The sequence below is a fragment of the Streptomyces sp. NPDC107471 genome (assembly GCF_055582845.1).
On sequence record NZ_JBVJPC010000004.1, the window covers coordinates 380,829 to 393,648 of the forward strand.

Here is a 12,820-nt window from a genome sequence, read left to right on the forward strand (position 1 = left end):
CTGGACACCCGGGGTTCACTGCCCGACAATCACCAACGTGACGTCGTCCTTCGAGTTCAACACGTACCCCGCGCGGCTGTCCGACGCGGAGCGCGACAAGGTGCTGAAGGTGCTCCGTGACGGCGTCGCCATGGGCCGCCTGTCGCACGACACGTTCGTGCGCCGCATGGAACTCGCCCTCATCGCGCGCCGGTCCGACGAACTCGCCGTGCTCACCGCGGACCTGCCCCAGGAGAGCCGCGTCTCCCGACTGGTCTTCGGCACCGTCGAGGCCGTCTCCGGCTTCACCGTGCGGCTGCGCAGGGCGTGGCAGGCCGAGCGCCTGCCCAAGCTGCTGCTGCCGCACCCCGGCAGCGGCCACGCGCTGCGCATCGGCCGTGACCCGGCGAACGGCCTGCGGCTGACCCACGAGACGGTCTCCCGCGTCCACGCCGAACTCAGCCGGCAGGGCGGCATGTGGGTCCTGCGCGACCTCGGCTCCACGAACGGCACCACGGTCAACGGGCGGCGGGTCATCGGCGCCGCCGTCGTCCGCGAGGGCGACCAGGTCGGGTTCGGCCGGATGGCCTTCCGGCTCGCGGTCAACTGAGCCCAACCTCACCTCTGGCCTGGGCTTTACGTGCGGTCGCGGGGCAAAACCCTTTGCGTCGCGCGGTGTTGACGTACCCCTCAACTCGTGACTGACTGTGCGTACACCATGCACACCAGGTGAACCGACGGCACCACATTGTGGAGGTGTGCCCTGCCGCCCCTCCTCCGCTACCCGACCGTCGACGAGCTCGGCGCACGGGCCGCGGCGCTCGTCGCCCGCCATCCGAAGGACGCCCGACTGCGCCGCGCCGGCACCTCCCGCGCGGGCCACCCCCTGTGGCTGCTCTCCGTCGGCCACGGCAGCCGGCAGGCCCTCGTCGTCGCAGGCCCGCACGCCAACGAGCCCGTGGGCGGCGGCACCGTCCTCAGACTGGCCGAGCGTGCCCTGGCCGACCCCCGGCTCACCGTCGAGGCCGACGCCACCTGGAACCTGCTGCTCTGCCTCGACCCCGACGGTCTGCGCCGCAACGAGGGCTGGCTGCGCGGCCCGTACTCCCTCGACCGCTACTTCCGGAACTTCTTCCGGCCCGGATTCGGCGAACAGCCGGAGTGGCTGCCCGACGGCGCGGACGCCGCCGCGCTCCCGGAGACCCGCACCCTGCTCGCCCTCCAGGACGAACTGCGGCCCTTCCTGCAGTGCTCCCTGCACGGCGTCGACGTCGGCGGCGGCTTCGTCGAGCTCACCCGCGACCTGCCCGGTCTCGCCCGGCGTGTCGCCCACACCGCGGCCCGGCTGCGCATCCCGCGCGAGCTGGGCCCGTACGACACCCTCTACTGGCCGTGTCTCGGCCCCGCCGTCTATCGCATCCCGCCGCCCCGCCGCGGCGACCTGGCCGCCGCCATAACGGAGGCCGCCGTCGAGTCGACCTGGTACCACCCGCACCGGTACGGCACCGTGACCGCCGTCGTCGAGGCGCCCATGTGGGGCGTGGCTGCCGTGGAGGACGGCGGCATCCCCGCGGACGCGCCCGCCGTGCTGCGCACCGTCAGCCACACGCTGCGCCGCGACGCCCGGCTCCTGGAGGGCGTCCTGGCGCGGATCCGGCCGTACGTCTCGGCCGCCCCGGACGCGGCCCGGCTGCTCGCCCCGGTCGAGGACTATTTACTGGTCTGCCCCGGACTCGCCGACGCCTGGGACCCCGACGTCACCGACGGCGGCCGCCCGATGCCCCCGCTCAGCACCGGCCACCTGGCCGCGCTGCGCATCGCCGGACGGCGCCTCGCCCTGCGCACGGCCGGACTCCTGCACCAGCTCGTGACCCGCGCGGGCGCCGACCCGGCCGGCGCGCTGCCGGAACTGGACCGCCTCGTCGACCTCTGGTGCGCCGACTACCGCGACGGCTGCGGCGCACGCTGGATCCCGGTCCCGCGCCAGATCGAGTACCAGTCCCGGGTCGTGCTCTCCGCCTTCGAACTCGCCGCGCGGGACGCGCCCGCGTGTTCCCGTTCGGGTGAGCCGGGGTGGGGATCCGAGGCCGCCGTGCCGATGCATCGGGAATGACGCACACGATCACAGCATCAGCGGTACGACGAGCGGCACACCTGGGTCTGACGGCGGCGGCCGCCCTGCTCCTCGCCACCGCGGCCCCCGCGACGGCCGGGTCGTTCCCCGGCGCCGACCACCTCTACCTCATGGTCACCACGGGCGACGGCCGCTCCAGCGACACCCGCGGCACCCTCCTGCTGTGCGACCCGCCCCAGGGCCACGGCCGTGCCGCCGAGGCCTGCGCCCAACTGGACGCCGTCGACGGACACATCGACGCCCTGCCGCTCGCCGACGTCTACTGCCCGATGCTCTACGCGCCGGTCACCGTCCGGGCCAGTGGGCAGTGGGGCGGCCGACCGGTCGAGTACCGGCAGACCTTCTCGAACGGCTGTGTGATGAGCGCGCGGACCGGGGCGGTCTTCGCACTGGACGGCTGACACCCGCCCGCGCGGCGGGACTCCGGTTCACCCCGCCCGCTCGCGCGCGTGCAGGGCCACCGTCACGACCGTGCGGGCCTGGTGCTCGATCTGGTGCTCCAACGGCACCCAGCGGGCCTCGAACCGTTCCGCGAAGGACTCGCTCCACGCCCTGACGAGCCGTTCGAGCCGCGGGACCGCGCGGTCGTCGGTCTCCTGGAGGACCCGCAGCAGCATGGCCGCCGCCCGCAGCGGCAGCCGGCGGGAGAACGCGTCCACACTGCCGATGTACGCGCGCGTGTCGTCCGCGGGGCGCGTGTGGATCCAGTCCGCCGCCAGCCCCGGCACCAGCTCCAGACCCCACGTCGCCGCCCGCAGCAGCGGACCGCCGGCACCCTCCAGACGCGGCAGCGCATCCGTCAGCACCCGCTCCACCGCCCGCGACTGGCACAGCAGCCGGCCCGCCAGCCACCGCATCGCCGCCGCCGGCGCCGGATGCGGGGCCGGATCGTCCACCAGGTCGCTCGCCCACATCGGCACCTCGACCACCGCGGTCAGGCCCCCGTAGCGGTGCGCGTGGTACCAGGTGCTGTGCCGCGCGTCGTCCGGCATGCTCGGGTACGCCGCCCCGGCGCCCGGCGCCGGCATCACATGCACCCCGGGTCCGGCCGCCGGCCAGCCCGCCGCGTCCGAGGCACCGGTCTCCACCGGAATGTGCAGCTCCGCCGCGGACTTGGCGAACGGCTCGGCGACCCCCGGCACGTCCTTCGTCAACTGCACCCAGCTCCCGCCCAGATCGGTGCCGTGCAGGGTCGCCTGGATGTAGGGCCGCAGTTCGTCGATCAGCCCGGTCAGGGCACGGGTCTCGGGCGGCAGCCGGTCCGGCGGCAGCATCGCCGGTGCCCACTCCGGCTGCTCCGCCCCGGCCGGACGGAAGAACCCCAGGTGGTAGTCGAAGAGACTGCGCGGCGCCGGGGTGACGTGCAGGCCCGCCCCGTCGGGATCCGCGCACAGCAGGAAGTGCCAGGATGTGTCCGCCCGCAACTCCCGCTCCGCCAGCACCCGTCGGGCCACCGCCAGGGCGGCGGGGCCGCCGGTCGGCTCGTTGGCATGGGCGCCCGCGACCACCAGAACGGCTCTGCGGGCATGGCCGACCGACAGCACATGCAGGGGCCGGCCCGCGCGCGAGACGCCCGCCTGCCGCAGCCGGCAGACGCCGGGCCACCGCGCGGCCAACGCCCGCGCGGACCGGACCAGTTCGGCCACCGTCGGGTAGCGCAGCTCCGGCAGCAGACTCACCCCCGACCCGTCCGACCGGCCTCGCCCTCCGCAGTACCCCACGGTCTGGTTGAGGTGTCAAGCACGCCGTGGGGAGCCTCCAGGGGGCGCCCGGATGCATTTCCCGGCAGTCGGCGGGGCCGTGGGTTTCGACCGGGTTGTCCACGCCCCCGCGACGACCGTGCCATCCGTCACGCCCTGGAGCGCGGCCCGGGACGGCGGCCCGGCATCACTGCTGGTGCAGTCCACGCCCGGCCGGCGTCAGGAACGCCTCACCGACCCCGCCCCGACCGTGCACCATCCCCTTGGCCGCCGCCGTCCTCCGGCCCCGCCCGCGCCTGGTCAGTCCGCCGCGACCCGCTCCAGCAGCGCCACCGGGGACTCGCCCAGGAGTTCCGCCACGCGCGCGTGCCCGGAGAACTCCCGCTCCGGCACCAGCACATCGCGCCAGACACCCGGCGGCAACGGCAGCACCGTCTCCCGCCAGCCGCCCGCCTGCGCCAGCCGCAGCGACAGCCGGGTCACCGCGGTGACCACCTCCCCGGATCGCGCGAACGCCGCGCAATGGTCCGCCGCGGGCCCCTCCGCGGCCAGCGGCGTGTACGTCGCCGCGTCACCGAAGACGTCCGGCCGGCGCCGCCGCAGCCGCAGCGCCGCCGCCGTGAGCGCGTCCTTGTCGCCGGAGTCCGGCGGCGGGAACCCCACGGGTCGCCGGTTGTCCGGGTCCACCAGCGCCAGGTACCGGCCCTCCGTGCCCTGGTACACGTCGGGCACCCCGGGCATCGTCAACTGCACCAGGGCCGTGCCCAGCTCGTTGGCCCGGATGTGCGGTTCGAGGCGGGCACGCAGAGCGGCCACCTGCTCGCCCTGCGGCCCGCACGGCCCGGCCGCGACGAACGCCGCCACCGCCTCCTCGTACGCCGGCTCCTGCTCCGTCCAGCTCGTGTACAGCCCCGCCTCGCGCACATGCTTGAGCAGCGCCTCCTGCACCCGTTCCGGGGCCGCGGGGCCCAGCCCGAACACCGTCTGCCAGGCCGCCCACGCCAGTTGCGCGTCCGGCACGCCCTCGCCGGTGCGGGTCACCTCGGCCAGCGTGTCCGCCCACCACTGCGGGCACTCGGTGAGCACGGCCAGGGCCGCGCGCACGTCGGCACTGCGCTTGGTGTCGTGCGTCGACACCACGATCCCCGTCAGCGGCCAGTCGCGCTGCACGCGCGTGCAGTACGCGTGGAACTCCTCCGGCGCGACCGCCGGGCTCCCGGGGTTCCCGCCCACCTCCGTCGCCGACAGCAGCGGCACATAGCGGTAGAACGCCGTGTCCTCCACCGACTTGGCCCGCAGCGCCGACGCCGTCTGCGCGAACCGGGTCCGGAACTCCACGTGGTCCGGCCCCTCACCGGCCCGCCCCAGCACCAGATCCCGTACGACGTCGACGGCGCCCGCCTCCTCCGGGACCACGAAGGCGAGCCGGGCCTCGGCCGCGGCCTCCTCGGTGACGACAGAGGCGGCGTCCGAGGAGCCGTAGGGACGGTAGACCTCCATCCTCACCAGAAGTTCCTGGAGCGCGGAGCGCAGCGCCCAGGGGGCCCGGTCGCGCAGCGCGGGGTCCGGGGACGTGGCACACACGCGTGCCGCCACCCTCGTCAGCCGGTCGGTCTCCGTCGCCAGCTCGTGCGTGATCACCTTGTACGCCGCCCGCCGTGCCGTCGCGGCCCAGTCGCCGCCGCGGTCGGTCTGCGGGGCTGCGAACCGCCGGTACTGGCCGAGGAGTTCCCCGAACCCCGCCGGATCCGTGAACAGCCCGTCGATGTGCCGCAGGGCGTCGTAACCGGTGGTCCCCGCCACCGGCCAGGACGCCGGGAGGTGCTCCCCGTCCGCGAGGATCTTCTCCACGACCGTCCAGCGCCCACCGGTCGCCTCGTGGAGGCGCTGGAGGTACGTGTCGGGGTCGGCGAGGCCGTCGGGGTGGTCGATCCGCAGCCCGTCCACGACCCCCTCGTGCAGCAACTGGAGGATCTTGGCGTGGGTGGCCTCGAACACCTCGGGGTCCTCGACCCGCACCCCGATCAGCTCCGAGATGCTGAAGAAGCGCCGGTAGTTGAGCTCCGTGCGGGCCAGCCGCCACCACACCGGCCGATACCACTGCGCGTCCAGGAGTTGCGGCAGGGGGAGTTCCCCGGTGCCCTCGCGGAGCGGGAACACGTGGTCGTAGTAGCGCAGCACCTCGCCGTCCACCGTGAGGTTGCCGAGCTCCCCGCCGACCGGGCCGCCCAGCACCGGTAGTAGCACCTGGCCGCCCTGCGCCTCCCAGTCGATGTCGAACCACCGCGCGTACGGCGACTTAGGACCCTCCCGAAGGACCTCCCACAGGACGCGGTTGTGCCGCGGGTCCATCGCCATGTGGTTCGGCACGATGTCCACCACCAGTCCGAGCCCGTGCTCCCGCGCGGTGCTCGACAGGGCACGCAGCCCGTCCTCACCGCCCAGTTCCTCACGTACGCGCGCGTGGTCCACGACGTCGTAGCCGTGCTTCGAGCCCGGGACGGCCTCCAGGACGGGGGACAGGTGCAGATGCGAGACGCCCAGCGAGGCCAGGTACGGCACCGCCGCCGCGGCGGCCGCGAACGGGAACTCGGGCTGCAACTGGAGCCGGTACGTGGCCGTCGGCGCCGACGGGTCGGGTCGCTCAGGTGTCATGCAGACGTACGTACCCGCCCTGCGGCCTTTCGTGTCACCCGGTGCTCCATGTGCGCGGGGCGGGGACGTCGGGACGAACCCGTACCGTCGTGCCGCGGACGGCCGCGACGGGGCCGGGGCGTGGCCGGGGCGCCGCGTCGGAACCGTCTCGTCGCGACGGGACTGTGTCGTGACGACGAAACGGTCCCGTCCTGACGCGACCGTCTCGTCCCGACGAACCCCTCCCGTCGCGACGCGACCGTGCCGTATCGACGCACCCGTCCCGTCCCGACGAACCGGCCCCGTCCCACCTCCGCCGGTGCGCCCGACCTCGTACCCCGGGCGCACCGCGACCAGCCCTCACCCGCCCGCGTACCCACGCTCGGCACACGGACACCCCCCGCTACACGGGCCGCTGCAACACCGTCATGCTGCGGTCCACCAGCGTCAGCCGGTCCCCGGCCTGCACCTTCGCCCCCGTGCCTGGCGGTACCCCGTCCGGGCGGGCGGTGTCGACGACGACCTCCCACTGCCGGCCGTGGTTGACCGGGACCACGAAGTCCAGCGTCTTGGGCGAGGCGTTGAACATGAGCAGGAAGGAGTCGTCGGTGATGCGTTCCCCGCGGGTGCCGGGCTCGGAGATGGCGTTGCCGTTGAGGAACACCGTGAGCGCCGAGGCCTGCGCCCGGTCCCAGTCCCGCTGGGCCATCTCCTTGCCCTGCGGAGTGAACCAGGCGATGTCCGACAGCTCGTCGTGGGTGCCCTCCACGGGCCGCCCGTGGAAGAAGCGGCGGCGCCGGAAGACCGGGTGGTCCTTGCGCAACCACACCATCGCGCGCGTGAAGGCCAGCAGCTCGGCGCCGAGCCCCGCCGTCCCCTCGCCGAGCTCCTCCGGCCAGCCCACCCAGGCCAGCTCGCTGTCCTGGCAGTAGGCGTTGTTGTTGCCGCGCTGGGTGCGCGCCACCTCGTCGCCGTGACTGATCATCGGCACGCCCTGGGACAGCATGAGCGTGGCGATGAAGTTGCGCATCTGCCGGGCGCGCAGCTCCCGCACCTCGGGGTCGTTGGTCTCGCCCTCGGCCCCGCAGTTCCAGGACCGGTTGTGGCTCTCGCCGTCGCGGTTGTCCTCGCCGTTGGCCTCGTTGTGCTTGTCGTTGTACGACACGAGGTCGTGCAGGGTGAACCCGTCGTGGCAGGTGACGAAGTTGATGGAGGCCAGCGGGCGCCGGCCGTCGTCCTGGTAGAGGTCGGAGGAACCGGTCAGCCGGGACGCGAACTCCGCCAGCGCGCGTGGCTCGCCCCGCCACAGGTCCCGCACGGTGTCGCGGTACTTGCCGTTCCACTCGGTCCACAGCGGCGGGAAGTTCCCCACCTGGTAGCCGCCCTCGCCGACGTCCCACGGTTCGGCGATCAGTTTCACCTGGGAGACCACCGGGTCCTGCTGGACCAGGTCGAAGAACGACGACAGCCGGTCCACCTCGTGGAACTGCCGGGCCAGGGTGGCCGCCAGGTCGAAGCGGAAGCCGTCGACGTGCATCTCGGTGACCCAGTACCGGAGCGAGTCCATGATGAGCTGGAGGACGTGCGGGGACCGCATCAGCAGGGAGTTCCCGGTGCCCGTGGTGTCCATGTAGTACCGCTGGTCGTCGGTCAGCCGGTAGTACTGCGGGTTGTCGAGCCCCTTGAAGGACAGCGTCGGGCCCAGGTGGTTGCCCTCGGCGGTGTGGTTGTAGACGACGTCCAGGATGACCTCGATCCCGGCCTCGTGCAGCGCCCTGACCGCCGACTTGAACTCCAGGACCTGCTGGCCGCGGTCGCCCCAGGAGGCGTACGCGTTGTGCGGGGCGAAGAAGCCGATGGTGTTGTAGCCCCAGTAGTTGTTCAGGCCCATGTCGACCAGGCGGTGGTCGTTCACGAACTGGTGGACCGGCATCAGCTCCAGGGTGGTGACACCGAGCTCCACCAGGTGCTCGATGATCGCGGGGTGCGCGAGCGCGGCGTAGGTGCCGCGCAGCTCCTCGGGCAGCCCCGGGTGCCGCATGGTGAGGCCCTTGACGTGCGCCTCGTAGATCACCGTCTCGTGGTACCCGATCCGCGGCCGCCGGTCGTCGCCCCAGTCGAAGTACGGGTTGACCACGACCGACGTCATGGTGTGCGGCGCCGAGTCGAGGTCGTTGCGCTTGTCGGGCGAGTCGAAGTGGTAGCCGTACACCTCCTCGCCCCAACGGATCGAGCCGCTGATCGCGCGCGCGTACGGGTCGAGCAGCAGCTTCGACGAGTTGCAGCGCAGTCCGCGTTCAGGAGCGTACGGGCCGTGCGCGCGGAAGCCGTAGCGCTGTCCCGGCATCACGCCGGGCAGATACGCGTGCCGGACGAATGCGTCGCTCTCGCGCAGTTCCACCGCCGTTTCCGAGCCGTCGTCGTGCAACAGACACAGCTCTACTCGGTCCGCGGCCTCGGTGAAGACCGCGAAATTGGTACCGGCGCCGTCGTACGTGGCACCGAGTGGATACGCCTCTCCAGGCCAGACCTGCATGAAACGACTCTTTCAGGTGTCCCGCGCCGGGGGTGGCGCCTTGGCCCCGAGTGTCCCCGAAAGTGATGGAACCACCTATGACTTACGTCCCTCTTACCCATCGACCGGTGCACAGGGTGGTCACAGCGACGTTCTGTGCCGAAAAAATTGGGGCAGACACATACTCCCGGACATGCCCGGGGAGTAGGGGGAAGATGTGCGCAAGATAGTGCACCGCCACCTCGGGAAGGTGGTGGCAGGTGCGGCGATCGCGGTGGCCGGGACCGCCGTGATGGTCGGGATCACCCTGCCGGGCACGGCGGGGGCGGACGACACGGGAGGCGGCAAGACGGCCGCGGGGCAGTCCGCGGCACAGGGGGGACAGGGCGCGGACGGGGCCGTGGCGCCCGGGGTGGTCGAACAGGCGCCGGCCGCCGAGGGTGCCAAGGGCAAGGGACGCGACCCGCTCACCGACGACGAGATCAAGCGGGTCGAGCAGCTCGCCGTGAACGGGCAACTGCGCGAGGCCGGTGAGGACGTCGAGGGCGCCCGCGGCCCCGAACGGCTCACCGTGGACCTCGCCGACCCCCGGGCCGGCGAACTGGACGACCCGAACGCGCCCCGGCGCGCGAACGTGACGTTCTACGACTACCGGGACGACACCCTCGTCACCAGGACCGTCGACCTCGACAGCGGCAAGGTCGTCGCGACCGGCACCCAGCACGGCGTCCAGCCGCCGCTGAGCAGCGCCGAGTACACCGAGGCCGCGAGTCTGCTGATCGCGGACCCGCTCGGCGCGGACCTGAAGGCCGACTACAAGGACGCCACCGGCAAGGAACTCACCGACCCGAACCAGTTCCTGCTCACCGGCGCCGTGTACCGGGCCGTCCCCGGCGGGCAGCCCGCCGTGCTCGACAAGTGCGGTGAGCACCGCTGCGTGCGGCTGTTCCCGAAGGTGAAGAACGGCCCCTGGATCGACGCCAGGGCCTTCGTGATCGACCTGAGCGCCCGCAAGGTCGCCAAGCTCGAGAGCTGACCGGCCTCCTCCGTCCACTTTTCCCACCTGCTCCTTCCGCAAGGGAGTCATTTCTTCATGCGTGTCAACAGAATCAGCCGCGCGCGCAGGCACGCGGCCATCGGCGTGTCCGTGGTCGCGCTGGCCGCCGGCGTCACGACCGCCGCGGGACCGGCCGCCGCCCAGCCGAGGGCCGCCGCGGCCGCGGCCGAGTGCAGCGCCGCCTACAAGATCGAGCAGACACTCTCCAGCGGCACGACCTGGAGCATGTGCTGGCGCTACGACAGCAAGGCCGGGATGGTCCTGGAGAACATCTCCTACCGGCCCAAGGGCGAGGCCAAGGCGATCAAGGTCCTCAACAGCGCCCGGCTCGGCCAGATCCACGTGCCCTACGACGACGGCAGCGTCGAGTACGACGACCTGACCGGCTTCGGCTTCGCGCAGGGCCTGATGAACCTGGACCCGGGCGAGTGCCCCGGCGGCACCATCAAGAGCGTCAAGGTCCCGGACTCCTGGGACCCGGACCACTCGGACGTCAACGGCCTGTGCACCACGACCCGTTCGCGCGGCCACGCCTACCGCATGCAGGGCGACAGCGCCAACAAGGTCTACCAGGCCCAGGGCAAGGACCTGCTCGTCTACTCGGTCAACCAGGTCGGCTGGTACGAGTACATGACCGAGTGGCGCTTCCAGGACGACGGCACCATCACGATGAACCTCGGTGCGACCGGCAGCCTCTCCTACGAGGACTACGACGCCGGTGACGGCCGCGGCTGGCCCATCGGCAAGGGCCCGCGCGCCCAGGCCACCAGCCACAGCCACAACGCCTTCTGGCGCCTGGACTTCGCCCTCGACGGCTCCTCCAAGAACCGGGTCGAGCAGTACGACTCGACGGTCACCGCGGCCGCGCCGGGCCAGCAGACGGCGACCGTCAAGACCACCCGCACCCCGGTCACCAAGGAACTCGCCGGCGACTCCAAGAGCTACCGCTGGTGGCGCATGGTCAGCGCGGTCGGCAAGAACAAGGACTGGCACCCGCGGTCGTACGAGATCGTCCCCGGTCCCAGCACCAGGTACCCGGGCCGTTCCTTCACCAAGCACGACGTGTACTTCACCGAGTACAACCCGTGCGAGCAGTTCGCCAGCAACAACACCGGCGACTGCGGGGCCGGAGCGGGCAAGTCCGTCGACAAGTGGGTCAACGGCCAGGCCCTCACGCACCCGGTGGTGTGGATGAACGTGGGCTTCCACCACATCGCCCGGGACGAGGACCAGCAGCCCATGCCGGTCCACTGGCAGGGATTCTCCATCGCCCCCAGGGACGTCACGGCTATGAATCCGCTCACTCCGGCCGAGCTCGCGGGGCAGAACGGCCACTGGGAGTTCGGTAGTTGAGATTGACCCTGTCCATCCGGCTGCACCGCCGACCGCTCCCGGAGTACCCTTCCTTGATCGTTGGCAAGGGGAGTGCTCGGGGGAGCGGAAGGCGGTGCGCGGGTGGGCTCGGGAGGGCTGGAGTTGCCCCCTGGTGACGAGGGTCACGAGGGGAACTCCGCAGACGCCCCGCCCGGCACGGTGTCCCTGGCCCGGCCGATGGACGCGGGAGCGACGATCGGGCCGGAGCTGGACTGGGACGCCGACGCCTGGCGCGAGGTACGCACGCGCGCACAGCGGGCCGGCCGGGCCTACATCTGGCTGAACCTCGTCGAACAGCGGCTGCGGGCCGTCGTGGCCGCTGTTCTGCGTCCCATCTACGAACCCGTCCACGGCCACGACGACTGGGTGGTCGCGGCCGCCGGACCCGCCGGACAGGAGTGGGTGCAGCGCGCGGTCGCGGTCCGCGAGGTCAGCCGCCGCAAGGGCTATCTGCTCGACCCCGCCGACGACAACGTCCTCAGCTTCCTCACCCTGCCCCAGCTCCGCGAGCTGATGGTGCAGCACTGGCCGTGCTTCGAGCCCTACTTCGACGACCGCCGGGACGTCGAACTGGCCCTGGACGAGCTGGAGGTGACCCGCAACGTCGTCTCCCGCAACCGGGCCCTGTCCGAGGCGGTCCTCGGCCAGGCCGAGCGCGCCTCCGCCAAGCTGCTGGAGATACTCGGCTCCGGCGGTGACGTGCCGTCCGCGCGCCGGCTGCCCGTCGACGCGGTCGAGGACCTGGTCGGCGACAAGTACGCCGACGTGGTCGCCGTGCACTCCGACCGGGTGCGGCTGCTGCGCCAGTTCCCCGCCGAGGACATCTTCGGCGGCGCCCGTCGCCTCGACGCCGTCGGCATCGGCCTCAACCTCCTCGTGCAGAACTTCTCCGGGCGCCGTCTGGTGCGCCTGGCCGAGGCGGGCTGCCGGGTGCGGCTGCTGTTCCTGAACCCGGCCTCCAGCGCGGTCAAGCGGCGCGAGCGGGAACTGGGCATGAAGCGCGGCGAGTTGAGCCGTGCCGTCGAGATGAACATCCTGCACATGCGCCGGGTGCGGTCCCGGCTGCGCGACCCGGGCGCCTTCGAGATCCAGGTCTACGACGACACCCCGCGCTTCACGGCCTACCTCGTGGACGGCGACGGCTCGGACGGCATCGCGGTCGTGCAGTCCTATCTGCGCCGGTCGCGGGGGATGGAGGCACCGGTCCTCGTGCTGCGCAACGGCGGCCGGGTCGTCAAGGCGGGCGACGTGGACGACAGCGGCCTGTTCCCGACCTACCGCGAGGAGTTCGAGACGAACTGGGCGGATTCGCGACCAGTGTCCTGAACGTCCCGGACGTGCCGGACGCCAAGCGGAACGCGGTCCTCTGATTGTCAGTGGCGCATGGGAAGGTGGAGACCACTGGGGGAAAGCACCACCGAGGAGGG

Annotated in this window: 9 protein-coding genes; 6 read left to right on the plus strand and 3 right to left on the minus strand. The window is 72.3% G+C overall.

Going from position 1 to position 12,820, the window contains the following annotated elements; all coding sequences use genetic code 11:
• Nucleotides 1–37 precede the first annotated feature (37 nt).
• The 3 genes from ACZ66S_RS15550 to ACZ66S_RS15560 all read left to right on the plus strand — a co-directional run bounded on the left by ACZ66S_RS15550 (nt 38) and on the right by ACZ66S_RS15560 (nt 2,514).
• Nucleotides 38–589 (plus strand): DUF1707 and FHA domain-containing protein, encoded by a 552-nt coding sequence (locus ACZ66S_RS15550; protein WP_007385491.1) that lies wholly within the window; start codon nt 38–40, stop codon nt 587–589.
• Nucleotides 590–727: 138 nt separating this feature from the next.
• Nucleotides 728–2,092 (plus strand): M14 family zinc carboxypeptidase, encoded by a 1,365-nt coding sequence (locus ACZ66S_RS15555; RefSeq protein WP_469902040.1) that lies wholly within the window; start codon nt 728–730, stop codon nt 2,090–2,092.
• Entirely contained in the window at nt 2,089–2,514 is a 426-nt protein-coding gene (locus ACZ66S_RS15560; RefSeq protein ID WP_469902041.1) for an SSI family serine proteinase inhibitor, read from the plus strand. Before ACZ66S_RS15555 ends, ACZ66S_RS15560 begins: the two co-directional genes overlap by 4 nt.
• Nucleotides 2,515–2,541: 27 nt before the next feature.
• Here the strand turns inward: ACZ66S_RS15560 and ACZ66S_RS15565 are convergent, their stop codons facing one another.
• The 3 genes from ACZ66S_RS15565 to glgX form a co-directional block, all read right to left on the minus strand.
• Entirely contained in the window at nt 2,542–3,792 is a 1,251-nt protein-coding gene (locus ACZ66S_RS15565; protein ID WP_469902042.1) for a M14 family zinc carboxypeptidase, read from the minus strand.
• Between the two features lie 321 nt (nt 3,793–4,113).
• Complete coding sequence (gene treY, locus ACZ66S_RS15570) at nt 4,114–6,468, minus strand: malto-oligosyltrehalose synthase (protein ID WP_469902043.1); 2,355 nt, start codon at nt 6,466–6,468, stop codon at nt 4,114–4,116.
• A 382-nt stretch (nt 6,469–6,850) separates the two neighbouring features.
• Entirely contained in the window at nt 6,851–8,983 is a 2,133-nt protein-coding gene (glgX, locus tag ACZ66S_RS15575; RefSeq protein ID WP_469902044.1) for a glycogen debranching protein GlgX, read from the minus strand.
• 196 nt (nt 8,984–9,179) lie between these two features.
• Between glgX and ACZ66S_RS15580 the strand changes: the two genes are divergently transcribed.
• From ACZ66S_RS15580 to ACZ66S_RS15590, 3 genes are all read left to right on the plus strand, one after another.
• Complete coding sequence (locus ACZ66S_RS15580; protein WP_469902045.1) at nt 9,180–9,998, plus strand: Tat pathway signal sequence domain protein; 819 nt, start codon at nt 9,180–9,182, stop codon at nt 9,996–9,998.
• 57 nt (nt 9,999–10,055) lie between these two features.
• Nucleotides 10,056–11,372, plus strand: coding sequence for a copper amine oxidase (locus ACZ66S_RS15585; RefSeq protein ID WP_469902046.1), 1,317 nt, complete (start codon nt 10,056–10,058; stop codon nt 11,370–11,372).
• Nucleotides 11,373–11,444: 72 nt separating this feature from the next.
• The gene (locus tag ACZ66S_RS15590; protein WP_469902400.1) at nt 11,445–12,719 is read left to right on the plus strand and encodes an SAV2148 family HEPN domain-containing protein; all 1,275 of its coding nucleotides are present in this window, start codon (nt 11,445–11,447) and stop codon (nt 12,717–12,719) included.
• The last annotated feature ends 101 nt before the right edge of the window (nt 12,720–12,820 follow it).

Bases quoted from the DNA above. Each gene is read 5' to 3' on its own strand.
- ACZ66S_RS15560 (WP_469902041.1), top strand. From the start codon at position 2,089: ATGACGCACACGATCACAGCATCAGCGGTACGACGAGCGGCACACCTG.
- treY (WP_469902043.1), bottom strand. From the start codon at position 6,468: ATGACACCTGAGCGACCCGACCCGTCGGCGCCGACGGCCACGTACCGG.
- glgX (WP_469902044.1), bottom strand. From the start codon at position 8,983: ATGCAGGTCTGGCCTGGAGAGGCGTATCCACTCGGTGCCACGTACGAC.
- ACZ66S_RS15585 (WP_469902046.1), top strand. From the start codon at position 10,056: ATGCGTGTCAACAGAATCAGCCGCGCGCGCAGGCACGCGGCCATCGGC.